Genomic DNA, 25694 nt, shown 5'->3' on the forward strand with positions numbered 1-25694 from the left:
TCTAATAAGATTTTTATGAAACTATCTGCCCGCGTTCAAAGTGAATTCAATCGGCACTCGGTTCTCCTTGAAACGAATGGATCTGCCAAATCCATTCAGATTGCGCCAAAGCCGACAGGTTATGGCTCCTCCGTCAACGGCGGGGAGCTGCTTCTACTCGCATTAGCGACGTGTTTTTGCAACGATATTTATCGTGAGGCGGCCAAAATGAACATCATAGTAACCGGCGTGGAGGTCGATTGTACAGCTGAATTTGGAGCGGACGGACAGCCTGGTAACAACTTTCAATATGCGGCAAGAGTAACTTCTGACGCACCCCAAGCGGCAATCGATGAATTGATCAGGCACACCAATGAGGTTGCAGAGATACATAATACACTCAGAAAAGGCGCGAAAGTTACCCTGGTTCAGTGAGCGATCAGAAAAGTAATGTTGCGCGGCGCCTGGGTGAAATGGAAGAAAATTGCTTAGTTTGAGGTTTCTTGGTAATCTCAACGCTTCGAGGGACCGTAACCCGGCCCTTATCTCAACGGTATGCAAAAATTGTTACGCTTCGTATTGTCACTGTTTTTATGGGGCATAACTGCTCATTTGTTCGCCCAGTCAGAAACAGAAAAGCTCGATCTACCAGGAGATAATCTCAATTTATACGCTGTCATGAAGCTTTTTCAGGAATCCAAAACCCTGGAATCCTTTGAAAAAAGCCTGAATGCTCAACTGTCTGGAATCAATAACCTTGACCTGAACGGCGACGAGGGTACCGACTATATACGGGTGACGGACAAGGTAAGTGGTGATATTCACACCATTACATTAAAAACGGCTGTCAGCGAAAATGAAGACCAGAACATAGCGGTCTTTTTCGTGGAGAAGAAAAGTGACGGTAAGGTGCTGATCCAGCTGGTCGGCGACGAGGACTTGTATGGTAAGGATTATATTCTGGAACCAAACAATACGGAAACTGCGAATCCAGGCTATACAGGATTAGAAACGGTTAAATCGGCGCAGAGCAATCCTGTGTCGGTAGCCACCTGGCCGATGGTGCGTTACGTTTTCTCTCCTGGTTACTCAGCCTGGAACTCACCCTGGCGCTGGCGGTACTATCCTTCTTACTGGAAACCCTGGCGGCCGCGGTACTGGCATTCCTATTACGGTTACCATTATCACTTGCACAAATCGTACAATGCCCGCTACCGGAAATGGAAATATTTCCGGAACCCGGCCTGGTACGGGCAGTATTACAGCGCAAATTTTCGGTCGAGATCAATTATTGTGCGCACGAAATCCAATCGAGGAGACTACAAAACGACTTATTCCCGACCAGCAACGGCGAGTGAAGGTTCTGCATTATTTGTAAAAAGAAACCCAAAGTCGAGATCGGTCAGTTACCGCGTTCCTGCATTCGACAAAAATGGGAGGCCGATTATTGTGAAACAGGTGGAACCTGCCAGGCCCATAAAAAAGCCGGTCAAGAAAAAGAAGCCGAGGTATTCCGGCAAAAAACCTGCTTCAACCAAAGGTTTGACCAAACCTTCCTCCCGCAAATCGGTCAAACCGGCCACGCCAGCTTCTTCTCGCGAGCCGAAAAAAGAGATTAGATAGCGGCTTACAAATTATCAAGATACTTGCGTCCGCCAAGGTATTTCATTTGCCGAACGATCTGCCCGGTGCGCTTATTGACGTAGCCTGAGGGGTTTTTAATAGAAAAACGGATCGGATTGGGAAGTACCGCCGCAATGCGCGCCGCTTCATATCTCGTGAGATTTTGCGCCGATTTCTTGTAATAGCGCTGTGAAGCCGCCTCCACGCCGAAAGTCATTTCTCCCATTTCGGCCACATTTAAATATACTTCCAGAATGCGTTCCTTATCCCAGATCAGCTCGATCAAAACCGTAAAATAAGCTTCCAGACCTTTCCGGATATAGCTCCTGCCATGCCACAAAAAGACATTTTTAGCAACCTGCTGGGAAATGGTACTTGCTCCGCGCGCGCGCTTCCGCTTTTCGGTTACAGCATTATAGATCTGGTCAAAATCAAAACCCCAGTGCCGTGGAAAGTTCTGGTCCTCCGAAGCAATTACTGCCAAAGCCACTTCTTTCGAAATATTCTCGTAGGGTTCCCAATCATGAAAAAGCTCAGTTTCCTTGTCTTCCCTGAAAGCTTCGATTTTTCTGGAAAGCATATACGGAGTTGCCCAAACTGGTAAGAACCTGAGAATGACCACCCAAATAATTGAAATTCCAAAAAACAGGAGCAGTAACCTTAAAACAATAAATCGCAGACGGCGCACAAAAGAACTTTTCACTTCAACAATACGAGACCAAAGGACGAAAACAGCGTACAAAGAACAGAAACTAATCAGGTTTAGACAAAGAAATCAAAACCAATATTTAGCAAATCACACGTATCTGTCCCTTGTTATGATGAATGAAGAGATTCTGAGTTTCGTTTGGCGTTTCCAGTATTTTGAAAGCGCAAATCTTGCCACAGACGATCAAAAGCGCATTTCCGTAATCCGTACCGGCCATAGAAACAACAACGCCGGCCCCGATTTTCTGGAAGCCGCCGTCGTGATCGACGATGTACATTGGTATGGAAGCATTGAAATCCACGTGCGCTCTTCGGATTGGTTTGTCCACACGCACGACTCCGACCCGGCTTACGAAAGCGTGATCCTGCATTTGGTTTGGGAAAACGACAAGCCGGTAATGCGCCAGGACGGGACACTGGTACCGACTTTGGCGCTCAAAGGATTAGTGAAAAATTCCATTATGGAGAGATATGCGCTGTTGCAGGATATGGGCGACACGATCCCATGTTCAGGTATGTTCTCTGAAATCCATGAAATTCATAAGTACGCGATGCTCGACCGCGTGTTGCTGGAAAGGCTGGACAGAAAAGCCGCCGCCGTGATGGAAATGTTAGAAAAAAACCGCAATGATTGGGAAGAAACGGCTTACCAGTGGCTGGGAATGCATTTCGGATTCAAATTGAATGATCCTGCATTTCTCAGGTTAACTCAAATTGTGCCTTTGAAAATAATTCAAAAACATCGCGACCGGCTATTGCACATTGAGGCTATTCTTTTCGGCTGCGCGGGATTGATTCCCGAAAAATCCGAAGACATTTATGTGCGGTCTTTGCAAAAAGAATTCCGGTTTTTCAGTACCAAGTACAAGCTGGCCGACAAAGTAATGCAGTCGCACGAATGGAAATTTGCGAAACTGCGGCCTGCCGGCTTTCCCACGATCCGGCTGGCGCAGCTGGCGCGACTGCTCAGCATACAGGGTAACCTGTTTTCGACTATTATTTCGGTGAATTCATTTGAGAAAATGCAGGAACTGTTTCAGCTCAGACAATCGGAATATTGGGTCCGACATTATGTTTTTGATAAAAAAGCGGCGACACCTGTGCCTTTCATGGGAAAAGATGCCGGCTCTTTGCTGATTATCAATGGTATCATTCCGGTACTGGTCGCCTTCGCCCGACAACGGCAGCAGCCCGAACTGCTCGATAAGGCGATTGACTGGCTTTCGCAGCTTCCTTCGGAGAACAACCGGATCACCAGGGAGTGGGCGACGCTGGGAATGCGGGTGAAAACCTCCGCCGATTCCCAGGCGCTGATAGAATGGTATAATAATTACTGTTTGCCCAAGAAGTGCCTTGATTGCACGGTAGGCGCAGGTTTGGTAAGATCAAATTAGCCTTTGACCAGGTTGACCCCCGTGAGCAGAAACACGGTACCTACTAAAAAAGGCACGATCGATTCCCATTTGGAAACCGTCAGCCCGAGTACCGGTTTATCAGAAAGAAATGCGATGCAGGCGAAAAGCAGAACTGAAATGCCGAGAATCGTCAAAAGCGCGCCAAAAAAACGCTTGAACGGAGTATTTTCCATTGAATTGGTAAAGAGAAGATGTTTTTGGTAAAGTTATAAATATGCGCCTTATGCTATAAAATATGTGCCGTGTCACTGCACAGAAAACCCCATTTTTTTACCCTCTTCCACCATAAAAGCAAAAGCAGCTTCATATTCATTGGGTATCGTGCCTTCGAGAATCGCCTCGCGGATGATTTCTTTGATTATCCCGACTTCTTTCGCAGGTTTCAACCCGAAAGTCTGCATGATCATTTCACCGGTGATCACTGGCTGGAAATTGCGCAGCTTGTCACGCTCTTCCAGGTCTTTCAGCTTCTGTTCAACGAGATCGAAGTTACTGATGTATTTTTTAACCTTTTCAGGGTTTTTGGAGGTGATATCCGCCCGGCAAAGCTTCATGAGCGCCTCAATATCCTCGCCCGCTTCCACGAGCAAGCGCCGCATTGCAGAGTCTGTAATATCTTCCTTCGACAAAACGATCGGTCTCAAATGCAGCCGCACAAGCTTTTTCACAAAGCGCATTTTCTCATTCAGCGGCAGTTTCATCCGCCTGAAAATGACGGGTACCATTCGCGCGCCCACTTCTTCGTGATTATGAAACGACCAGCCGATCTTTTTGTCAAACTTCTTGGTAGCCGGCTTGGCAATATCGTGCAGGATCGCAGCCCAACGGAGCCAGAGGTCGTCGGTGGTCTGCGACACATTGTCCAGGACTTGCAAAGTGTGGTAAAAATTGTCCTTATGTCCCTTTCCCTCGATGTTTTCCACGCCTTGCAGCTCGATCATTTCAGGAAAAATGATAGCCAGTAATCCTGAGTGAAATAGCAGTTTGAAACCGTAGGAAGGCGTTTTGGAAAGAATTATTTTGTTCAATTCGTCTGAGATCCGCTCCGCAGAAACAATGGAAATACGGTCCTTCATTTTCACGATCGCATCGAAGGTATCCGCTTCAATATCAAAGTTGAGCTGACTGGCGAAACGGATCGCGCGCATCATTCGCAGCGGATCGTCGGAGAAAGTGATTTCAGGTCCGAGCGGGGTTCGTATGATCTTCTTTTTAAGGTCTTTAACACCATCAAACGGATCGATCAACTCGCCGAAGCTTTCTTTTTTCAGGCTGATCCCCATTGCGTTAATGGTGAAATCGCGCCTGTTCTGATCGTCCGCCAGCGTCCCGTCTTCTACTGCCGGCTTGCGCGAATCGGCGCGGTAAGATTCTTTTCTGGCGCCTACAAACTCGATTTCCAGATCACCCTGGCGGATCTGGGCTGTTCCGAAACTTTTGTAAATGCTCACAAAAACATCCGGCCCAAGCTGACTGGCGACAAGCTCGGCCAGTTCAATGCCGCTTCCGATTGAAACGATGTCAATATCCTTGCTATTCCTTTTGAGTATCAGGTCCCTTACAAACCCACCGATCACGTATGCCTCTACATCCAGCTCAGCCGCAGCCTTCGCCACCATCTCCAATATCGGATAGCCGGATAATTGCTCTTTGAAATTCATGCGGCAAAGGTAATATTTTCTCGTTTTGCCCGCGCCCGTGCAGCAAGTTTAGCGGGACAATTGATAATCGGCGATCAGGCTTCACAAATTCGTAACAAAATAAGCTCGCAACTTGTTTAGCATAAGACAATACTTAAATTTGTTAAACTCCAAAAAAAAGATATTGTGCTGACTTTAAGTAAAAAACAAATCGGAAACTGGGTTTTGCTTGACTATCTGTCGCAAAAGCAGGTGTATTCTGATAAGATTTCATTTCTGGAAAAGAAGTATGATGCAGACCTCGCATCTTTCGAAAATCAAATTAAAAATGCTTCTTCCGAGGATTTTGAAGCTTGGGATGATTTGATCGAGTGGAAAGCTTACCAACAATTATTATCCGAGATCACAGCCAAAATCACTGATATCAGGAATGGAGATTTTCAAATGGCTGGATAACCCTGACTTTGTCAGGAGCTACGCTGTTAATGATTTCAGACAGACGGAAGAATCATTTTATTTGAATATTGAAGCCCGCTTTTTTGACGGCAGTGTTTTGTATCAATACCTCCCCACATCATAAGCATATCGGAACAACTGATATCGAACCCAGCCACGACATTTCGGCCGAAGATGTGTTCCAGTTTATTTATAACAGCCTCTCACAGAATAAGACCAATTTCACCCCTCCGAATTCACCATAAAAAACGCTGTCCTGGGAAACCTGTTAAACAACTCGTCTTTCAGTTCCTTACTAACAGGCAGCTTGCCTACTGCTTCCGACATACATTGCAGCCACGCTACTGCGTCGTCTTCGGTGATGGTGTGTGGCATGTGGCGGGCGCGCATCATGGGATGACCGTATACATCCGAATAAGCCTGCGGGCCGCCCAGAAATTGTGTCAGAAACAACCTTTGCTTTTCCTTGATCAGGTCCTTATCCGTTTTAAACAACCGCGAAATGAGCTCGTGGCTGAATACCAGATCGTAAAAATTGTCAGTCAGCATCCGCAGCGCCTCGTCGCCGCCTATCCGCTCATATAAGGATTGATTTTCCATTTCGATGTGCATTAATTTAATTCTCAAAGCGCATATGCTTCACGGATTCTCCCGAGCGCGCCAGTTCAGTCAGTGACTCAATGCCGATTTCTAAATGCTTTTTTACAAAATTGGTCGTCACTTTCTGGTCACTTTCCTCCGTTTTCACGCCCTCGGGAACAAGCGGATTGTCGGACACGAGCAGCAATGCACCGTGCGGGATCGAATTCGCAAAACCCACTATAAAAATTGTCGCCGTTTCCATATCGATCGCCATCGCACGGATCGCCCGCAGGTATTCTTTGAAGTCGTCGTCGTGCTCCCAGATCCGGCGGTTTGTGGTGTAAACCGTGCCCGTCCAATAGTCCATTTTTGCCTTTTTGATGCTAGCAGAAACAGTGCTTTGGAGCCGGAACGAGGGTAACGCAGGTATTTCTGGCGGCATGTAATCGTCGCTGGTACCTTCACCCCGGATCGCCGCAATAGGCAGGATCAGGTCGCCGATCTGCGTCTTTTTCAGCCCGCCGCATTTACCCAGAAACAATACAGCTTTCGGGTTAATCGCTGACAGCAGATCCATTACAGTAGCCGCCATCGGGCTTCCCATTCCGAAATTGATGATCGTAATATCCTTGTGTGTAGCAGTTTGCATTGCTCGCCCCTGCCCTCTCACGGGTACGTCGAACTTCTCTGCAAACATGGTCACGTAGTTACCGAAATTTGTCAGGAGAATATAGTTTCCAAACTCCCCCACCGGCGTGCCCGTGTAGCGCGGGAGCCAGTTTTCCACTATTTGCTCTTTGGTATTCATGAAGTCAATGCGTTAATTGGCCAGGTTTGTTGTGATGCGTATCTTCGTTCTATGGAATCTCTGAACCTTCCCGAATTTGCTTATAAAGTTAAGCAGGTTAACGGGAAACCGCATATTTTCGACATTATCCGAAGGAAATACGTCTCTCTGACGCCCGAAGAATGGGTACGCCAGCATTTTATCCATTTGCTGATTTCCCACTACGGCTACCCTAAATCGCTTTTCGCAGTCGAGACGGGATTGGTATATAATTCCCTTGCCAAAAGAAGCGATATTATGGTATTGTCTTCCAATTCGCTGCCATTCCTACTTATCGAATGCAAGGCGCCGTTTGTGCCGGTTACGGAAGCTACATTTGCGCAGATCAGTCGGTACAATTTCACCTTACAACCTCAATATCTTGCAGTTACCAATGGAATGAGCCACTACTGCTTTAAGGCGGTCAACGGCCAAATCGAGTTTATGGACGATTTTCCGGCTTATGGGATTAATAATATTTAGTCTGCCTGGTCACCAGAGGTTCGCAAAAAATAATCCATTGTTGTCGGAAAAAGTTTATAGATAACTTACATTTGAGCAGTATATATCATTTAACTTAATATACAATTAAAATGAAAACTTTACTGACTGCTTTCATTCTAATTGTAGGCCTGAGCTTGGCTTCCGCACAACATAATGTTCCGCAACCTAAAAAACTGGATTTGAAAGGTATGATCACGGTGCATATAAAGTCTGCGCCGGAATCCGGAAATATTCCTGTGAGCCTGAATACCTATCACAGCTTTCCCAAATCTGATGTCGATCATTTCCAAGATTCTCTAACTGATAATAATGAACTCTACATGCATAGTCCGTTCAGGGCCACCGGAAAAATCTATGTGTCCATTGCAGATTCAACTTATGAACTGGTAGGCGCTCCCGGAGATACGATTAGTATCCTTGTATTAAACAATTTACAATCTGTTCAACAAAAACGATTGGTTGTATTTGAAGGAAAAAATAAGGAGATACAGCAGTACTACCAAGCCAAAACGCGGGTCATGGACGATCCGATTCAAGCTTGTATGAATGAAGGAATGAGCGCCAAAAGCTTGGCACCATTTAAGAAAATGATGGACGCGACGTACCAGCAATACGACCAATTCTGGACCAACTATCAGAAAAATCACATACTGCCCGACTGGTTTAAGACCTATGAAAGCAACGAACTCAATTATTCCGACGCCTGGCTGAGGGTATACATGGTCTGGTATCAGATTGAATATCAAAAGAAGAAGCAGGTGATTCCCGATTCTTATTATGACTTCAAAAAAAGGATTATGATCAAAAATGAAGCTGCTATGTACGATTATCAGTACCTGCGATTTCTCAGGGAGGAAATGTTTTCACAACTGCGGCAGTCGAAACAAGAGATCTCTCTGGGAGGTTTTACCGAATTTGTACACAAAAAATTAGGAGAGAAACTTGGTCCGTTTGTCGAAATATGGGAACTAAGCGGTTCAGTTGACAATCCAAATTGGGTTGAAACGAAGTTTAACAGACCATTTCCGGCTCAATACCAATATCTTGTCGACTATATTAAGCTCCGCGCGAAGGACAATATCAAGGTGTTAAAATCCGGGGATAAGGCACCCAATTTCGCATTGGTTGATTCAAATGATTCTCTGATCTCGTTGAGCCAATTCAAAGGTCAGGTCGTTTATCTAAGTTTCTGGTTCACGACCTGCGGGGCGTGTGTTAAGGAAATCCCTTTTGAAAATAAGCTCGTCGAGCAGTTCAAAAACAGGCCGGTCAAGATCATCAGTATTTGTACCGGAACTCCGGGAGCGGCTGACGAACAGCAACTGCCAAAGTGGAAAGCGACTTCTAAAAGGTTTAATCTGAAAACCATAGACCTGTTCTCGAATTTTTCGTGGACATCGACACTTCGAGAAAAATATCTGATCAGCGCATATCCACATTACGTACTGATTGGCGCGGACGGGAAGGTCATCGAAAATTTCGCCGAGCGTCCGAGCCAGAATATTGCTGCGAAAATTGAAAAGGCAATCGCAAATGCCGGTAAATGAACATCGGCTATCAAACAAATAAAGCCTGCCACAAACGGACAGGCTTTAAAGCAATCTATTAGCCATGAAAAATTATTTCCCGGCAACCAATTTCACGTCGATTGTAAAATCGTCATTGATCATCTTGTCGCCAAGGTTTTCGAAGAATGACTTCGAGTTGTATTTAATGTCATATTTCGAGCGGTCAACTACCAGTTTACCAGTTGCTTCAGTTCCGGCAGCTGTTGTTTTAACTGTTACAGGAAAAGTAGCAGGTTTGGTAATTCCTTTGATCGTCAAATCGCCGGTTACGTCGTAAACACCAGCTGATTTTGCAGTCGCTTTCGTCACTACAAAAGTAGCATTAGGATGTTTTGCAACCGAGAAAAAATCGTCAGATTTCAAGTGACCGATTAATTTATCATTGTATTCTTTGTCAGTAAGGTCTGTACAAGTAATGCTGTTCAGGTCAGCAACGAATTTTCCGCCGGTCAATTTTGCGCCGTCCATCGTGATCGTTCCTTCTTTCAATGCGATTTTGCCTGTGTGCTCGCCCGTTACTTTTTTACCAACCCATGTTAACTCACTTTTAGCGGGGTTTACTTTCAAATTTGTGGCTTTCTTGCCATCCTCAGCCGAAACTGATACAGAAACAAAAGCAGCTACTGCCAGAGATGCGAAGAAAAATTTAACGGATTTCATTGTAGTTTTCATTTTAAATTGAACTGTTAATTATAATTATGGTAATAAGAGTGAAAATTATCATTCAGCTTCCCGAACCTTGTCAAGCAACGCGCTGATCAGGTCAGCTTCTTCGGGTGTTATAATGTTAAAACGGTCTTCCCACTGGTCTACATGAGGATCCAGCTCCGCAAGCAATTGCAAACCTTCTTCCGTGATCACGACGTCGACCGCGCGTCTGTCATTCGGGCAGGAAGTTCTTTTCGCCAGGTTTTTCGCCAGCAGTTTGTCTACCAGCCTGGAAGTATTGGAATTCCTGTCGAGCATTCTCTCAGTAATATCACTTACCTTGATCGGCACGGTTTGCTGACCGCGCAAAATGCGAAGTACATTGTATTGCTGGGGTGTAATGTCATGCCCCTTAAAAAATTCCAATTGTTTGTATTCCAGCCAGTTGGTCGTATAAATCAGGTTCAGTGCCAGCCGCTGGTACGGGCTCCGAAATTTTTTTTGTTTTATATCAGTTTCAATGGACATGGTGTCTGCTATGAATGTAAATAAATAATGTATGTACATTTAATGTAGTAACATCTATTAGTGAAATGATAGTTCCTGCTTTGATAAAAAAATGATTAATCTTCGAAAACCGCTCATCCTCGCCTCCAATTCACCCAGAAGAAAACAATTGCTGACAGATTCCGGGTTTGCATTTACTATCGATGTGAAGCCAACAGACGAAAGTTTTCCGGCTGATCTGCCCGCCAAAGACGTGGCCGCATACATCTGCGAACAGAAAGCCGCAGTTTTCGTCGACGATTCAATGGGAAAAATCATATTGACAGCGGATACAGTTGTAATCGCCGAAAACCGCATTCTTGGTAAACCGGCCGACGCCGCGGAAGCTTTTGAAATGCTGAGATTGATGTCCGGAAAAACACACGATGTGGTTACCGCTGTGACGATCCTGACGGACGGGCAAATGGAAACGATCTCAGATACGGCCACGGTTTATTTCCGCGAGCTGGCGGATTCGGAAATATCGTACTATATTGAACAATGTAAACCTTTTGACAAAGCCGGCGCGTACGGCGTGCAGGAATGGATCGGAATGACCGGCATTGAGCGCATTGAAGGATCGTTTTATACGATCATGGGTCTGCCTGTTCATATTGTTTACCAGAAATTAAAGCCCTTTTTCCGGGATTAAAAGTTTACAATGATCGCTGACAAATCGAAATTGATTCCCCGGGTTTGTTACGAAATCTTCGTCCGCTCCTTCTGTGATTCCAATGGGGACGGGATCGGCGACCTCAAAGGGATTATTTCCAAGCTCGACTATCTGGCCGATCTGGGCATTGAGGCGATCTGGCTCACACCCGTTCACCCCTCACCGAGCTACCACAAATATGATGTTGTCGATTATTTTGGCATTGAACCTGAATATGGTACGATATATGATTTCCGCAGACTGTTGTACGAGGCACACAAACGGAAGATCGAGATTTACCTTGATCTGATCGTAAATCACACGAGTACGCTGCATCCGTGGTTTACAGAAGCCCGCAAAAGTGCAGATAACCGTTTCCGCGAATTTTACTGGTGGATGACGCCGCCGCAAATTGAGACTTTGGGGCTTGCAGAACGCGAAACTTCGGATGATTCGCAGGTGGTGTATCCCTGGCACGATAACCAGGAAGATCAGGAAAAATATTACGGGCTGTTTTATGTAGGAATGCCCGATCTCAACTACCATTCCCCTGCATTGCGCACGGAGCTGGAAAAGATCATCGATTTCTGGCTGGTGGAAATTGGCGTGGACGGTTTCAGACTGGATGCAGCGCGACATATTTATCCGGAATGGGAGAAACAGCATAGTCTTGAATTCTGGGACTTCTTTGCGGGATTGATCAAAAAAAGCAACCCGAATGCATTTACAGTGGGGGAAGTTTGGGCTGAAACAGAAGAAGTTGCACCTTACTTCAATCACCTCGACGCTACCTTTCATTTCGACCTCAGTTTTGCATTGCAACGCATTCTGATAAGTGAACGGGACGAAAATCTGGTCGAAAAGCTGCTTGAAAGCTACACGCTTTTTGCCCAATATAACCCGCATTTTATAGACGCTATCATGCTCACCAACCACGATCAGGAGCGGATTGGAAGTGTGGTTGAGAACCATCAAGAAAAGATTAAACTGGCTGCCAGCATGCTGCTTACATTGCCTGGCCAGGTTTACATTTATTACGGGGAAGAAATAGGAATGTTGGGTTCCAAACCCGATCCACACATTCGGGAACCATTTTTGTGGTCTGATAATGAGGAAGATACCAAGGAAATCACCCACTGGATCGACGCGAAATTCACTACTACCAAAACCGTCAAGCCGCTTTCGAGGCAAACCGGCGATCCGCATTCTATCTATTGTCACTACCGATCGCTGATCCATTTACGCAAAAAACAGCCGGCGCTGGGTCAGATTTTCGAACCGAATCTGGCCTCTGTCAACCTGTATGACGATCAGCTGATGGCGTTTCTGCGGACACACGAATCCAGCCCGCTGCTGGTTATTCATAACCTGAGTGGCTTGAAAAAGCAGATTACGCTGCCGGGCATATTAAGCGACTTTCGCCATGTAATCTTCTCCAATGATCCTGGAATTTTTGGTCAATTCACGGGTGGAAATCTGAGCGCCTATTCATCGCTCATTTTGGCGGCAAATCCAGAGCAAGCCGATTCTCCGCTTATCGGACAGTAGTTGCAGTGACGCAAACCCCTTTTTAAACAGATCCCATTTAACCGCACATTCATTTTTGTATATGAAAATTGCTTCCCGACTGCTTCTGCCTGCATTGCTCATTACCCAACTTGCATTTGCCCAAAAGAACTATCCCACAATGGGAAAGGTGATTTATGAGGATCCGTCTTTTGAAAAACTGATTGCAAAAGACGCGAAAATTGAAGTGCTGGCCTCGGGTTTCGAATGGTCGGAAGGGCCGGTTTGGGTCAAGGAAGGCGGATTTTTGCTGTTTTCGGATGTTCCAAAAAACAGGGTTTATAAGTGGGATGAAAAAGATGGACTTTCTACTTTTCTGGAACCGTCGGGCTATACCGGCAAAGGTATTTACAGCGACGAACCCGGCAGCAACGGATTGATCATAGACAGCAAAGGAAGATTGGTTTCCTGCGAGCACGGAGACAGGAGAATATCTGCGATGCCGCTTAATGTAGGAGGAAAAGTGACGCTGGCGGGCAATTTCGAGGGAAAACGTTTTAATAGTCCAAACGATATTACGGAGCATACAAACGGCAGCTACTACTTCACAGACCCGCCCTATGGAATGAATAAGAAACACGCCGATCCGACTCGGGAAATCGCACAGTTCGGTGTTTACAGAATTGCCAAAGATGGAAAGATAACGCAGGAAATAGCAGACCTGACCAGACCGAACGGACTAGCATTTTCACCCGACGGCAAAACTTTATACGTAGCGCAGTCGGATCCTGAAAAAGCGATTATCATGTCCTATCCTGTGGATGCGACCGGAAAAATTGGGACAGGCAAACTGGTATACGACGCGACGCCGATGTTGAAAGCCGGGAAAGCCGGACTTCCTGACGGATTGAAAGTAGATAAAGACGGCAATCTCTGGTCGTCGGGACCAGGCGGAATGCTGATCCTGACCCCGGCAGGAAAACTCCTAGGACGCATTGAAATGAACGAACTTACCTCTAACTGCACCTGGGGAAATGACGGTTCAACACTTTATATGACCGTTGACGGGTACGTTTGCAGGATCAAAACGCAGACAAAAGGTGCTGGCTGGTAATTATTTGTCAACCCGGCGCACTGACCTTAAAGTGTTCTCCACCTGCGATTTTACCACGGGCCAGTTGTTCTTTCCGTTGCGATAAATATTGGTATAAGCTTTATAAAGCACTTTTTCATCATCCTGAATACGATCGAGCTCGTTCGAAATCACTTCTCTTGAAGATGATTTTGCCGTTTTGTATTCATTGATCAGCACATCATATCTTCTTTCCAGAATGTCCAGCTCATACAAAACCAGGTCGCCTACCTTATCCATTTCCTCATATTGCGCCAGCAGGTTTCCGTCGGAGGCGCGCACATTTGTGTCGGTTGCTTTGCTGTAATCCCGGCGGTAAGTCTCATCGGACGAACTGGAATTTGAACTTCGGTACCTGTCTGAATCGGTGTCGTAGCTGGTTGTTCCGTGGCGCTGGTCATACCTTTTTTGCAGCGTGGAAGAGCACGATAACTGAATGAGTGCCAATGCAGTTACGTACAGGATAATTTGTGCTTTTTTCACTTGAATGCTGATTAAAAGTTATGTCTTAGCCCAACGCTAAGGGTAGGATTAAAGTAGAATATTTTGGGAATTAATTCAAGGTATCCCCCGCCTTCTACGAAAAACGAAGCCGGTTTGCGGGCGAAAAAGAATTCCAGTCCAACTGTACCCGACGGGCCCAGGGAAATATTGGTAGTATGCACTTCCTTGATATTACGGTTTGGATAATATCTTCTCGAATTCACCTGCACACCTGGCCCGGCGTATGCCGATATCCGCTCGTTCAGAAGTGGCACGTACCATTCGTAGGAAGCATTGAACATAATCCCGACACTGCCCAGATCATCGTTGCTCACTTTGTAGTTCTGCTTATCTTTAAAAAGACCGATATACGTACCCACACTAATATCCAGTGCATTTCTTTCGCCATATTTCCTGATACTTACCCCGATCGGCTCGCCCACCTCAACACCGAATGCCCAATCCTGGGTTTGTGAAAATGCGGTGGTGGCAGAAAGAAAAAGGATGGATAGCAGAAGTAGCGTTTTCATATTCGCAAGCATGATTTCAGTTATTACTTTACTTTAAAAGTTAAAACAGAACAAAAACAGTGCCATGTACGGGCGGTTGCAGACACATTTTCCAGTGAATCAAATTAGGTTGGCGGTTTTGGTTAGAGACCATTTTCTTTCTAATATTGAGCCTCATTTGAGTATCCAGCCGTATTTAACCAACACCTGCACACGTGGCCGAAGTAAGAAAGAGTCAGATTTTTAATGCAAAAGATTTAATCGCTTATTTTCTTGTTGCAGGCACCGGGGCAGTTATTCAGTTAGTTTCCAGCAGTTTAATTCAGGATTGGTTCGGTATTTCGTGGAGCGATTCCATTGTCCCTTCTTATCTCGTTGGGCTAATCTGGGGATTTATCCTCACCAAACTTTTCGCATTCGACGCGCGCCGCAGTAACCAGACGCGACGCGAAATGGTGAAGTTTTTTATGGTCGCAACCTTCTCTTTAATTGTAACAAAACTAGGCGCCGACATTTCGTATTATGTAGTGACGAATACGCTCGGCTTTGATATTTACCAGGCAAAACTACCTTTCGGTAAAAAAGAGGCGAATATCACCGAAATGGCGTGTTATATTTTCGGTCAGGGATGCAGCTTTGTGAGTAACTACATTCTTCACAAAACCTTCACATTCAAGAGCACAGGTTTTTATGATCGCCTGAAAGTGTTGATCAAATAATCAAAGCCGCTCGACGAGCCGCTCGACGATCACAGCCGAAGCGCCACCGCCGCCGTTACAGATTGCCGCAAGTCCGTATCTTCCGTTTCTTTGTTTTAATACCGATAGTAAAGTTGTGATAATGCGCGCGCCCGATGCACCCAGCGGATGTCCAAGTGATACCGCTCCTCCAAATACGTTGACCCGCTCAATATCCAGGTCCAGCATTTTAATGTAAGCCAGCGCAACAACCGCAAATGCCTCATTTACTTCGAAGTAATCAATATCCTGGATAGTTAAGCCTGCCTTTTTCAACACTTTTTGTGTAGCCAAAACGGGCGTCGTCGTGAACCAGGCGGGATCCTGCTCGGCATCTGCATACGCCACGATCCTGGCAAGAGGTACCAGGTTTCCAGCATTCACAATTTCCTTTCCTGCCAAAACCAATGCTGTCGCTCCGTCGTTGATCGTAGAAGCATTGGCTGCGGTGACTGTTCCGTCTTTTGAAAAAACGGGTTTCAAAGAAGGTATTTTATCAAACTTAACTTTCCTGAATTCTTCGTCTTCGCTTACCCACGTGGAGTCGCCGCCTTTTGGAGAAGGGATTTCAACAGGTACCAGCTCTTCTGAGAATAGCCCGGCTTCGGTTGATGCTGCGCTTCTTTTGTAGGATAAAATAGCAAATTCATCCTGCTCCTCCCGACTGATCTTGTATTCCGCGGCTGTCCGGTCGCCGCACAGGCCCATCCCGATCTGATCATATACGTCGGTCAGTCCGTCTTTCAGTAACCCGTCGACGATCTCGCCGTGGCCATAACCATATCCGTTTCTCGCTTTGGGTAAATAATAGGGAATCTGCGACATACTCTCCATTCCGCCTGCAACTACCACTTGCGCATCGCCCAGTTGAATCGATTGTGCCCCGAAAACCGTTGCTTTCATGCCGGAAGCGCACACTTTATTGACTGTCGTGCAAATTACGCTTGTCGGCAAGCCGGCATATATCGCCGCCTGGCGGGCCGGCGCCTGGCCCAGATTAGCAGAAACCACATTCCCCATCAATACTTCATCCACCTGTCCCGCATCCACGCCCGATTTGGATAAAGCCGCCTGAATAGCTGTGGCGCCCAGTCTGGCTGCATGAACCGAGGACAAACTTCCCCCAAAACTTCCGATAGGTGTGCGGGCCGCAGCCAGGATATATACTTCTTCTTTCATGTGCTTACAATGCCGATGAACTCTCGGGCAAGTGTTCGTACTCGCCTTTCCACGCGTAATAACCGAAAATCACGAGTCCGGCGCAAATCGGAATAAAAATCAATATGATGATCGACCATTGCAAAGTCGTATTGGTCCGATCTATTCCTTCTGCCGCCAGCCCGATCTTATCGCTCGCCTGCATAAACAAAAAAAGTATGATAACAGGTCCCAGTAACATCCAAACCAGACCCAAAAATTTCTTTAAAGCATTCATAGTAAGCTATATATATGTTTTTGAAATCAATATCTTAATCCATCACATTATTATCGACCCGGTTGTTAATATAAACCGCGCCGATCACGAAGGACAGCGCAGCGATACCTATCGGGTACCAGAGCCCGGAAAGTGGCGTGGAGCCACTGAAAGAAGCGACCAGCGTGGCGATGAATGGCACCAGACCTCCAAATACCCCATTTCCGATATGGTAAGGAAGCGACATCGAAGTGTAGCGGATCTGAGTCGGGAAAAGCTCGACCAGAAACGCGGCAATAGGCCCGTACACCATTGTAACCAGCAAAACTTGGAAGAAAACCAGCGCGATCACCATGATGTAAGTGGAGCTGGATAACGTTACATCCTTGATTGCGACAGCCGATTCGGACGAAGAACCGATTTGTCCGGCTGCTATTGTTTCCGTTTTTACCTCTTTAAATGTCATCCCGCTTGCCAGCGTTTTTACCACAGTTGTCGTAATCAGCGAATCCGTTTTGTTAGTAGCCAAGCCGCGTTCTGTAACCGGCTCTGAAACATTGGCAAGACTTGTTTTCTCAAACTCCCGCACATTAGTAGCATCGATAAAATATTGATAAATAGGTCGGTAACATATTACTCCCAGCAGCATTCCAGTCAGCATGATCCATTTCCTGCCCACTTTATCGCTCCACGATCCGAATACCACAAAAAACGGCGTCGCAAAAAGTATGGCCCAGAGCAGGATATATCTGGATTCATTGAAATCCAGTTTGCAGGTATTTTCAAGAAAAGATTGCGCGTAAAATTGCCCGGTGTACCAGATAACCCCCTGCCCCATTGTCGCCCCGAAAAGCGCAAGCAATACCATTTTGAAGTTCGCCTTTTTCTGAAAACTCTCTTTCAAAGGATTTGCCGACACTTTTCCTTCCGCTTTCAGCTTGGTAAAAACGGGAGATTCGTGCATTTTCATGCGGATATAAATGGAAACGCCAACCAACAGAATAGACACCAAAAACGGGATCCGCCAGCCCCAGTCGGCAAAAGCTTCACTTCCTAACATATTCTTAGTCAGCACGATAATACCTAGCGAAAGGAACAGTCCGAGTGTTGCGGTGGTCTGTATCCAGCTGGTGAAGAATCCCCGTTTCCCTACGGGCGCATGCTCTGCTACATAGGTTGCAGCACCACCATACTCGCCGCCCAAAGCCAGTCCCTGCACAAGCCGCAATATCAAAACCAGAATAGGCGCTGCGTAACCGATGCTTGAATAGGAAGGTATTAACCCGATCAAAAAGGTGGAGCCGCCCATTAAAACCAATGTGAGCAGAAAAGTATATTTCCGCCCGATCAAATCCCCCAATCTACCAAAAACCAACGCGCCGAATGGTCTTACAATGAATCCCGCAGCGAAAATCGCGAGTGTATTGATCAATGCGGAAGCACCTGCGTCGCTGGGAAACAGCTGTTGCCCGATGATGACGGCGAGGCTGCCGAAAATGTAGAAATCATACCATTCGATTAATGTACCAAGTGACGAAGCGGCAATTACCTGGGTAATACTCTGGGTAGCATTTGGATTCTCGGAACGCATGGGTTTGGGAAAAGTGAGAAAAACAGATTTTAGCTGAATAAGGCGCAACCCCCTTCCCGATACTCATTAATAAAGGAAAAGCCCTCAGGAGTTTGTCCAAAGGGCTTTTCAAAACAGATCGTTTCCGATACTAGATGTCGTCGTCTTCGTCGTCCGCATCGATGATCTCATCACCGTCTTCAATAACAACCTCGCGGTCGTCAATATCTGCATCGAACTCGTCGGCTACTGTGTCTTCGTCTTCAATAACCTCATCATCGGTTTCTTCATCCAGCAGATCCTCATCATCGTCGTCGCCATTTCCGCCGACAATGCTCGGATCTTCTGCGATCGGCCTTGATTGCTGGGTATTGGTGGGATAATCAGGAAAAACAGGTGGTTCAATAATGGGTTTGCTTGTATCTGCAATAGCAGGCTCTCCTCTTTCGCGTATCATGACATTTGAAGTTAAAAGTTCTACTAATTATTTGGCAAGTACTGTTTAAATAATCGTTCCAAGACGCTTCTTAAATGCGTTGCTGCGCGCTTCATCCAGCAAATGGTACATATTGTTAATCATTTGGTAAAATGTAAAAACCTGATGAAATTGCTGCGACCCCACCTGACTACAAATAACCACACTCCAATCCTGTTCCTACCATCCTAACCCAAAGAGCCTGACCATGACCCAAAGAATTGCTGTATTCCTGTGCTTCATTGTATGCGCCTTTTCCCATTATGTTAGCGCAGCCGCATATACTGATTCCTCACTTGTCGTCAAAAGAACAACCGATTTTAAAGTAAATGGAGAAGGTACCGCCGCTAACTGGGCGGCCGCAAAGTGGTTTGATATTACCGTACAAAAAGGTCCCAAACAGGCCGCTCCCGGCAAACAATATCCGACCAAAGTCAAGATCATGTATTCGGATAAAGGCATTTACTTCCTTTTCGACTGCACCGACAAGAAACTGACCGCAACTATTCTGGAAGATTACGGAATGTTGTTTAAAGAGGACGTAGTCGAAGTTTTTCTCTGGCCAGACACCAAAGTGCCCATTTACCTTGAATATGAAGTATCGCCGCTCAATTACGAGCTGCCGATTCTGGTGCCCAATATCAATGGAAAAGCACAGGGTTGGAAGCCGTGGATCTACAATGAAAGTACGCGCGTGCACCACGAAACCAGCGTGCAGGGCGGACAGAAAAAGAGTATGGCCTCAGTAGAAGGCTGGAAAGCGGAGTTTTTTATTCCTTTCGCATTGATGAACCCGATCGTACCATCGATCCCAAAGAAAGGAACCAAATGGAGGGGCAACTTTTACCGCATTGATTACGATTCGGAAACTGCCTATTATTCGTGGCAGAAAACGGGTGGCAGCTTCCACGAATTCCAGAAATTCGGCACACTGATCTTCGAGTAATGCTGCTTCGCAATTTTATTTTATACCAACCAATTACTAAACCCATGAGATTAACCATTCTGACCCTGCTTTGCCTGATCGCTATGACAACATTCGCACAAAAGACCAAAGAGATCCTGTATGTGGGCACTTACACGCAAAAAGGAGAAGGTATTTACGTGTATGAGCTGGACCGAAGTAATATGTCTGTCAAAGAGTTACAGATCATTACCAGCAAAACCAGCCCGTCTTTTCTGGAATTTCATCCCAACAAAAAATACCTGTACGCGGCCAACGAAGGAACGGGGACCGTCTCAGCTTACGCGATCGACCCGGCTACGGGAAAGCTGACTGTGATCAATGAGCAGCCTTCGCACGGAAGCGGGTCTTGCCACATCGGTGTGGATCCGAAAGGCCGGTTTGTGTACGTTTCCAATTACGGCAGCGGCGACCTTGCTGTATATAAGCTGAACCAGGACGGCAGCATCGGTGCGCTGACCGACACGATCCAGAACAAAGGTGCCGCTGACCAGAAGCCGCACATGCATTCAATGATACCAAGTGCCGATGGAAAATTTGTATACGCTTCCGATCTGGGTATTGATAAAATAATGCTCTATGCTATTGACGCTAACACAGGTAAACTGACGCCCGGCTCAGTACCTTACGCAGAAGTACAAAAAGGCGATGGCCCACGGCATTTTGTGATCCACCCAAACGGGAATTTTGGTTACTCAGTAGGAGAACTGAGTTCGGTGGTCAATTCATTTAAGATCGTGAAAAATTCAGGCGCGCTCGTGCCGCTGGAACGTGTTACCATGTTGCCGGCTGACTTTAAGGGCAAAAATTCTGCCGCTGATATTCACTTTTCACCGGATGGAAAATTTCTGTACGCTTCTAACCGGGGCCACGAAAGTCTGGCGATTTACAGTGTCGACGCTGCAACCGGTAAACTGAAATCAGCTGGTCACGTAGAAACGCATGGAAAGCATCCCCGGAATTTTCTGATCGATGAAAAGGGGGAATTCGCGATCGTCGCCAACCGCGATAATGACAATCTGGTATTCTTTAAAATGGACGCAAAATCCGGACAGCTGACGTTCGCAAACAAGGAGATCACCGTGCCTACGCCAGTTTGCGTCAAACAGCTTTTCCTGAAATAGCCTTTCTAATTTCTCGAAATACAAGTAAAAAAAGAGCCTGCATGAGCGCAAGAAGTCGCGTTCAGCAGGCTTTTCTGTTTTGTACTGTGTTCGAACACCCGTTTCAAAAATCCATAATTTTCATCAAAACAAAAGAACTACAATTGCTATATTGACCAAACTTTATTCTATAAATTGCGCATATCAAAAAAAATAAAGCTACCAGAAGAGTATTCGCACATATTTCCTGCATCCTTATTTAAGAGTATTCCAAAAATTCTTAAAACAGCGTAATTAAATAGTCCTGAACCATTATGATCAATCGCAGAGATTTAATCAAGCATTTGTCCGCCTTTCCTCTTCTGGGCGGATTTCTAGGGCAAAACGGAGCAGAAGCTGCCGGGCTTGTTGCGAAAGTACCAGCCAGGAACCTGGCCAAAGAACTGGGGATCCGCACATTCATCAATGCCGCTGGAACCTACACTGCGATGACTGGCTCGCTGATGCACGAGGAAGTGATGGAAACGATACAAGGCGCTGGGAAGGAATTTATGATGCTGGACGAGGTGCAGACGAAAGTGGGCGAAAAGATCGCGGCACTGACGCACGCGGAAGCTGCGGTGGTTACGGCGGGCTGTTTTTCGGCATTAACACTCGGACTCGCGGGAGTACTGACCGGAATGGACCAGAAAAAGGTCGAGGCACTGCCGCATCTGGAAGGTACCGGGATGAAATCGGAAGTAATTATTCAGAAAGGACACGATATCGGCTATTCGCACGCACTGACCAATACAGGCTGCAAAATCATCCAGATCGAGACGATCGAGGAATTACAGAAGGCCATCAATGAGAAGACCGCGCTGCTCTGGTTCCTGCATATTCAATCGGACAAAGGCCAGATCAACCACCAGCAATGGGTTGAGATCGCGAAAAAGAATGGTATCCCGACGATGATCGATATGGCGGCCGACGTTCCGCCCGTTGAAAATCTCTGGAAATTCAATGATATGGGCTTTGACCTGGTTTGCGTTTCGGGTGGAAAAGCAATGCGCGGGCCACAGAGCGCGGGAATTTTGATGGGCAGAAAACACCTGATCGACGCGGCGCGACTGAGCATGCCGCCACGTGGCTCGACAATCGGCCGGGGAATGAAGGTGAATAAGGAAGAAATCCTGGGTATGTACGTGGCGCTCGACAAATTTGTCAAAATGGACCACAAAAAGGAGTGGAAAATGTGGGAAGATCGCGCGGCAACAATCAGGAATGCGGCGAAAAGCGTGGCCGGTGTAAATGTAGAAACGTTCGCCCCTGAATTAGGAAACCACACGCCTACCCTGCGGATCTCCTGGGATGCCACGAAGGTATGGCTGCCCGTAAAAGTGTTGCAGCAAAACCTGCGGGATGGAAGCCCGTCGATTGAAATCATGCCCGGCGAGAACAATACGCTGACTATAACCACCTGGATGTTGAAGCCGGGAGAAGAAAAAATAGTTGCTACCAGACTGAAAGAAGAGCTGTCGAAAGCAGTTGTCTGATCGCATTCCGGAATAGCAGTACCTAAGCCCTTTAAAAAATGAAATATAGATTTATACTTACCTGCCTTTTATCGGCTGCCGGACTTTTCGTTTGCAATGCCCAGACATACAGCATTTTAATCAAAGGCGGAACAGTTATCGACCCGAAAAACAATATCAATCAGGTGATGGATATTGGGATTTTTCAAGGGAAGATCAAAAAAGTAGCCAAAGATATTGACCCAAAAGAAGCCCGTCAGGTGGTGGACGCAAAAGGAATGTACGTCACGCCCGGCCTGATCGATATTCACGGACACGTCTTTTTCGGCACGCAGGTCAACCACTACCTCAGCAACGGATTTATCGCCCTGCCGCCCGACGGGTTCACGTTCCGGGTGGGCGTTACCACGATCGTCGACGCGGGCGGTGCCGGGTGGAGCTCATTTGAGGAATTTAAAAACAACATTATCCTTAATTCGAAGACCCGCGTACTCTCTTTTATGAATATCGTGGGCCAGGGAATGCGCGGCGGAAACTGGGAGCAGGACACTTCCGACATGGATCCTAACCTGGCGGCGGCTGTCGCATTAAGGAACAAAAATGACGTGGTGGGTTTCAAAGTCGCGCACTTCGTAGGTCAGGACTGGAAGCCTGTCGACAATGCGGTTAAGGCCGGAAAGCTGGCCAATATGCCTGTTATGGTCGATTTTGGAGGAAGTACCCCGCCACTTCCGCTGGAAGATCTTTTCATGAAACACCTGCGCCCGGGTGATATTTTCACACACGCCTATACCCTGCTGGAAGGAAATGTGCGCGAAACGATCGTGGATGAAGAGACAAAAAAAGTGAAACCATTTGCGATCGAAGCCCGCAAAAAAGGCATTGTTTTTGATGTAGGCTACGGCGGCGCGAGCTTCAACTATTCGCAGGCTATCCCGGCAGTCAAAGCAGGTTTTTATCCCAATACCATCAGTACCGACCTGCATACAGGCAGCATGAATGGTTCGATGAAGGATATGCTCAGCATTATGTCCAAGTTTTATGTAATGGGAATGGACCTGCCGGCTGTCATCAAAGCCAGCACGTGGACGCCCGCTCAGGTGATCCACAGAGAAAATCTCGGACACCTTTCGGAAGATGCGATTGCAGACGTCGCGATCTTCTCGATGCGCAAAGGAAATTTTGGCTTTTATGATAAAACAGGATACAAAATGGAAGGCAAAGAAAAGCTGGAATGCGAGCTCACGGTCATGGGTGGCAAGATTGTTTACGACCTGAACGGGATTACGAAGCCTATTTATTTGAAATAAGGGAGGATTCCGCCAAGCTCAATGAACAAACGCTACCTGAAATACCTCCTTACCGTACTGACATGCTGTGCATTGGGTTTTACGCAGCATTCGGCTCGGAAGGATCAGCCTGTGAATACCAAGAACGGCGGATTGTTTCTGCCGGCTGGCTTTGAGGCGGTTGTTGTGGTGGATAGTCTGCCGGGGCGGGCGCGGCATATTGCGGTGAATGATAATGGAGATATTTATGTAAAAGCACGGTTTGCCAATACCGGCGAGTCGGTGATTGCCTTGCGGGATACGAATGGCGACGGAAGGGCGGATATTATCAAGCGTTTTGGAGGGGTGGGCAGAGAGCGGGCTTATGGTACTGCAATGCGGATTTACAAAGGCTACCTCTATTTCAGCTCCGAGCTGGTGGTGTACAGATATAAACTCACGCCCGGCGACCTAATCCCGCAGAGTAAGGAAGAAGTGATATTGACCGACGACCATCCGCACGGCATGCACGAGCATATCGCCAAGCCTATCACTTTCGATGATAAGGGTAATATGTATGTGCCTTTTGGTGCCAATTCCAATGCTTGTCAGGAAGATAACCGGATACCTGGTTCGCCTGGAATGACGCCCTGCCCTATTCTGGAAGACCATGGCGGAATATGGAAATTTGATGCAAACAAAACTGGGCAGCTGCAAAAGGACGGAGTGAAATTTGCGACCGGGCTTCGCAGTATCGTGGGTATGGACTGGAATTTTGCAGATAACAACCTTTATGCATTGCAGCACGGGCGCGACGATTTACTGCGTTTATGGCCGCAGTTTTATGACGGTTGGGAAAGTGCAATGCTACCTTCGGAGGAGTTTTTGAGAATAAAAGAAGGCACGCACGCCGGCTGGCCCTATTGCTACTGGGACCAGATGCAGGGCAAAAAAGTATTGAATCCTGAATACGGCGGCGACGGGAAGAAGGAGGGCGACTGTGCGCAATATGAGAAACCACTGATTGGGTTTCCGGGCCACTGGGCACCGAACGATCTTTTATTCTATCAGGGTAACCAGTTTCCTGAACGTTACAAAAATGGCTCATTTATCGCATTTCATGGATCTACTAACCGCGCGCCTTATCCGCAGTCAAGCTATTTCATCGGTTTTGTTCCCTTCAAAAATGGTCAACCGGCGGGTGAATATGAGATATTTGCAGACGGATTTGCTGGTATAGACCCGATCGTAAATGTGAGCGACGCGGTGTACAGACCAATGGGAATCGCGATGGGACCCGACGGTTCTATCTATATCGCCGAAACCGAAAAAGGGAAGATCTGGAAGATTACCTATACTGGCGATAAAAAGAAATTTCCAAAAAAAGCGCTTGCGGGGATGGAAAAAAGAAAATCGATGAGCCACATCCGCACGCCGGATCAGACCAAAGATAATCTCGATAAAGACAAGCCTATTGCCGGCGGAAACGTGTACAGCATTTACTGTTCGGCCTGCCACCAGCGAAACGGAATGGGCGATTCGCAGCGTTTCCCGCCACTTGGAGGAGCCGATTGGGTGACCGGCGATAAGGAAAGATTAATCAAAGTACTATTGCAGGGCCTCGAAGGGCCGATTGAAGTAAAAGGGCAATCCTATAATAATGTGATGCCGCAACACAGCTTTTTGAAAGACGAAGAGATTTCGGAAGTACTGACACACATTCGAAGCAATTTCGGAAACTCGGCCAGCGAGGTCACCACCGAAGAAGTGGCGGGCGTAAGGGCCGCATTAGACAGTTTGAAGTAACGTTTTTCTCCTTCCAACCTCATTGAGTGGATATTACTCTCCGGCAATTGAGTATTACTTTGGGGG

The 25694-nt window shown here is 46.7% G+C and carries 28 protein-coding genes; 15 read left to right on the top strand and 13 right to left on the bottom strand.

The features are described 5' to 3' along the window. The first annotated feature begins 15 nt into the window (after window positions 1-15). Both KOD92_RS04410 and KOD92_RS04415 read left to right on the top strand, forming a co-directional pair. Window positions 16-414, top strand: a complete 399-nt coding sequence (locus tag KOD92_RS04410) for an OsmC family protein (protein WP_215232288.1) — start codon at window positions 16-18, stop codon at window positions 412-414. A gap of 120 nt (window positions 415-534) precedes the next feature. Continuing rightward, window positions 535-1602 (top strand): hypothetical protein, encoded by a 1068-nt coding sequence (locus KOD92_RS04415; RefSeq protein WP_215232289.1) that lies wholly within the window; start codon window positions 535-537, stop codon window positions 1600-1602. A gap of 4 nt (window positions 1603-1606) precedes the next feature. Here KOD92_RS04415 and mtgA read toward each other — a convergent pair whose 3' ends face one another. Continuing rightward, complete coding sequence (gene mtgA, locus KOD92_RS04420) at window positions 1607-2305, bottom strand: monofunctional biosynthetic peptidoglycan transglycosylase (protein WP_406566154.1); 699 nt, start codon at window positions 2303-2305, stop codon at window positions 1607-1609. A gap of 115 nt (window positions 2306-2420) precedes the next feature. Between mtgA and KOD92_RS04425 the strand changes: the two genes are divergently transcribed. Further along, the gene (locus KOD92_RS04425; protein WP_229254517.1) at window positions 2421-3704 is read left to right on the top strand and encodes a DUF2851 family protein; all 1284 of its coding nucleotides are present in this window, start codon (window positions 2421-2423) and stop codon (window positions 3702-3704) included. Here the strand turns inward: KOD92_RS04425 and KOD92_RS04430 are convergent. Beyond that, a complete protein-coding gene (locus tag KOD92_RS04430) occupies window positions 3701-3898 on the bottom strand; it encodes a hypothetical protein (protein WP_149641352.1) in 198 nt (65 codons plus the stop codon). The genes KOD92_RS04425 and KOD92_RS04430 overlap by 4 nt on opposite strands. Before the next feature lie 72 nt (window positions 3899-3970). After that, entirely contained in the window at window positions 3971-5386 is a 1416-nt protein-coding gene (locus KOD92_RS04435; protein WP_215232290.1) for a CCA tRNA nucleotidyltransferase, read from the bottom strand. 165 nt (window positions 5387-5551) lie between these two features. Between KOD92_RS04435 and KOD92_RS04440 the strand changes: the two genes are divergently transcribed. Beyond that, entirely contained in the window at window positions 5552-5821 is a 270-nt protein-coding gene (locus tag KOD92_RS04440) for a hypothetical protein (protein ID WP_215232291.1), read from the top strand. A 222-nt stretch (window positions 5822-6043) separates the two neighbouring features. Here KOD92_RS04440 and KOD92_RS04445 read toward each other — a convergent pair whose 3' ends face one another. Continuing rightward, a complete protein-coding gene (locus KOD92_RS04445; RefSeq protein WP_215232292.1) occupies window positions 6044-6421 on the bottom strand; it encodes a globin domain-containing protein in 378 nt (125 codons plus the stop codon). 16 nt (window positions 6422-6437) lie between these two features. After that, on the bottom strand, window positions 6438-7211 hold the full coding sequence (locus KOD92_RS04450) for an AMP nucleosidase (protein ID WP_215232293.1): 774 nt from the start codon (window positions 7209-7211) through the stop codon (window positions 6438-6440). A 51-nt stretch (window positions 7212-7262) separates the two neighbouring features. On the opposite strand from KOD92_RS04450, the gene KOD92_RS04455 reads away from it, so the two are divergent. Both KOD92_RS04455 and KOD92_RS04460 read left to right on the top strand, forming a co-directional pair. After that, a complete protein-coding gene (locus tag KOD92_RS04455) occupies window positions 7263-7712 on the top strand; it encodes a type I restriction enzyme HsdR N-terminal domain-containing protein (RefSeq protein WP_215232294.1) in 450 nt (149 codons plus the stop codon). Window positions 7713-7822: 110 nt separating this feature from the next. Then, window positions 7823-9280 carry a TlpA family protein disulfide reductase gene (locus KOD92_RS04460; protein WP_215232295.1) on the top strand — a complete coding sequence of 486 codons (1458 nt, stop codon included), beginning with the start codon at window positions 7823-7825 and terminating at the stop codon, window positions 9278-9280. A 72-nt stretch (window positions 9281-9352) separates the two neighbouring features. On the opposite strand, the gene KOD92_RS04465 is transcribed toward KOD92_RS04460, so the two are convergent. Together KOD92_RS04465 and KOD92_RS04470 are read right to left on the bottom strand one after the other, a co-directional pair. Next, the gene (locus KOD92_RS04465; RefSeq protein WP_215232296.1) at window positions 9353-9961 is read right to left on the bottom strand and encodes a YceI family protein; all 609 of its coding nucleotides are present in this window, start codon (window positions 9959-9961) and stop codon (window positions 9353-9355) included. A gap of 60 nt (window positions 9962-10021) precedes the next feature. Continuing rightward, window positions 10022-10477, bottom strand: coding sequence for a MarR family winged helix-turn-helix transcriptional regulator (locus tag KOD92_RS04470; protein ID WP_215232297.1), 456 nt, complete (start codon window positions 10475-10477; stop codon window positions 10022-10024). A gap of 91 nt (window positions 10478-10568) precedes the next feature. Here KOD92_RS04470 and KOD92_RS04475 point away from each other — a divergent pair, with 91 nt between their 5' ends. From KOD92_RS04475 to KOD92_RS04485, 3 genes are all read left to right on the top strand, one after another. Continuing rightward, window positions 10569-11147, top strand: a complete 579-nt coding sequence (locus KOD92_RS04475) for a Maf family protein (RefSeq protein ID WP_215232298.1) — start codon at window positions 10569-10571, stop codon at window positions 11145-11147. 9 nt (window positions 11148-11156) lie between these two features. Beyond that, window positions 11157-12695: an alpha-amylase family glycosyl hydrolase gene (locus KOD92_RS04480; protein WP_215232299.1), complete on the top strand. Its 1539-nt coding sequence runs from the start codon at window positions 11157-11159 to the stop codon at window positions 12693-12695. 61 nt (window positions 12696-12756) lie between these two features. Then, on the top strand, window positions 12757-13767 hold the full coding sequence (locus KOD92_RS04485; RefSeq protein WP_215232300.1) for an SMP-30/gluconolactonase/LRE family protein: 1011 nt from the start codon (window positions 12757-12759) through the stop codon (window positions 13765-13767). Here KOD92_RS04485 and KOD92_RS04490 read toward each other — a convergent pair whose 3' ends face one another. Together KOD92_RS04490 and KOD92_RS04495 are read right to left on the bottom strand one after the other, a co-directional pair. Continuing rightward, a complete protein-coding gene (locus tag KOD92_RS04490) occupies window positions 13768-14268 on the bottom strand; it encodes a hypothetical protein (RefSeq protein ID WP_215232301.1) in 501 nt (166 codons plus the stop codon). It abuts the gene before it with no gap. 11 nt (window positions 14269-14279) lie between these two features. Beyond that, window positions 14280-14798, bottom strand: a complete 519-nt coding sequence (locus KOD92_RS04495) for a hypothetical protein (RefSeq protein ID WP_215232302.1) — start codon at window positions 14796-14798, stop codon at window positions 14280-14282. A gap of 194 nt (window positions 14799-14992) precedes the next feature. On the opposite strand from KOD92_RS04495, the gene KOD92_RS04500 reads away from it, so the two are divergent. Further along, complete coding sequence (locus KOD92_RS04500; protein WP_215232303.1) at window positions 14993-15496, top strand: GtrA family protein; 504 nt, start codon at window positions 14993-14995, stop codon at window positions 15494-15496. Here KOD92_RS04500 and KOD92_RS04505 read toward each other — a convergent pair whose 3' ends face one another. The 4 genes from KOD92_RS04505 to KOD92_RS04520 form a co-directional block, all read right to left on the bottom strand. Further along, complete coding sequence (locus tag KOD92_RS04505; protein WP_215232304.1) at window positions 15497-16693, bottom strand: acetyl-CoA C-acyltransferase; 1197 nt, start codon at window positions 16691-16693, stop codon at window positions 15497-15499. It abuts the gene before it with no gap. Between the two features lie 4 nt (window positions 16694-16697). After that, a complete protein-coding gene (locus tag KOD92_RS04510) occupies window positions 16698-16949 on the bottom strand; it encodes a DUF6814 family protein (protein ID WP_215232305.1) in 252 nt (83 codons plus the stop codon). 34 nt (window positions 16950-16983) lie between these two features. Then, window positions 16984-18519, bottom strand: coding sequence for an MFS transporter (locus tag KOD92_RS04515; RefSeq protein ID WP_215232306.1), 1536 nt, complete (start codon window positions 18517-18519; stop codon window positions 16984-16986). A gap of 130 nt (window positions 18520-18649) precedes the next feature. Next, on the bottom strand, window positions 18650-18955 hold the full coding sequence (locus tag KOD92_RS04520; RefSeq protein WP_215232307.1) for a hypothetical protein: 306 nt from the start codon (window positions 18953-18955) through the stop codon (window positions 18650-18652). A 226-nt stretch (window positions 18956-19181) separates the two neighbouring features. Between KOD92_RS04520 and KOD92_RS04525 the strand changes: the two genes are divergently transcribed. From KOD92_RS04525 to KOD92_RS04545, 5 genes are all read left to right on the top strand, one after another. Continuing rightward, a complete protein-coding gene (locus tag KOD92_RS04525) occupies window positions 19182-19919 on the top strand; it encodes a carbohydrate-binding family 9-like protein (RefSeq protein ID WP_215232308.1) in 738 nt (245 codons plus the stop codon). A 44-nt stretch (window positions 19920-19963) separates the two neighbouring features. Next, entirely contained in the window at window positions 19964-21061 is a 1098-nt protein-coding gene (locus tag KOD92_RS04530; RefSeq protein WP_229254518.1) for a lactonase family protein, read from the top strand. A gap of 293 nt (window positions 21062-21354) precedes the next feature. Further along, window positions 21355-22575, top strand: a complete 1221-nt coding sequence (locus tag KOD92_RS04535; protein WP_215232309.1) for an aminotransferase class V-fold PLP-dependent enzyme — start codon at window positions 21355-21357, stop codon at window positions 22573-22575. A gap of 38 nt (window positions 22576-22613) precedes the next feature. Beyond that, window positions 22614-23864 carry an amidohydrolase/deacetylase family metallohydrolase gene (locus KOD92_RS04540; protein WP_215232310.1) on the top strand — a complete coding sequence of 417 codons (1251 nt, stop codon included), beginning with the start codon at window positions 22614-22616 and terminating at the stop codon, window positions 23862-23864. Window positions 23865-23885: 21 nt separating this feature from the next. Further along, the gene (locus tag KOD92_RS04545; RefSeq protein ID WP_215232311.1) at window positions 23886-25628 is read left to right on the top strand and encodes a PQQ-dependent sugar dehydrogenase; all 1743 of its coding nucleotides are present in this window, start codon (window positions 23886-23888) and stop codon (window positions 25626-25628) included. Window positions 25629-25694: the final 66 nt, after the last annotated feature.

This window comes from Dyadobacter linearis, assembly GCF_907165045.1.
GTDB classification, from domain to species: domain Bacteria; phylum Bacteroidota; class Bacteroidia; order Cytophagales; family Spirosomataceae; genus Dyadobacter; species Dyadobacter linearis.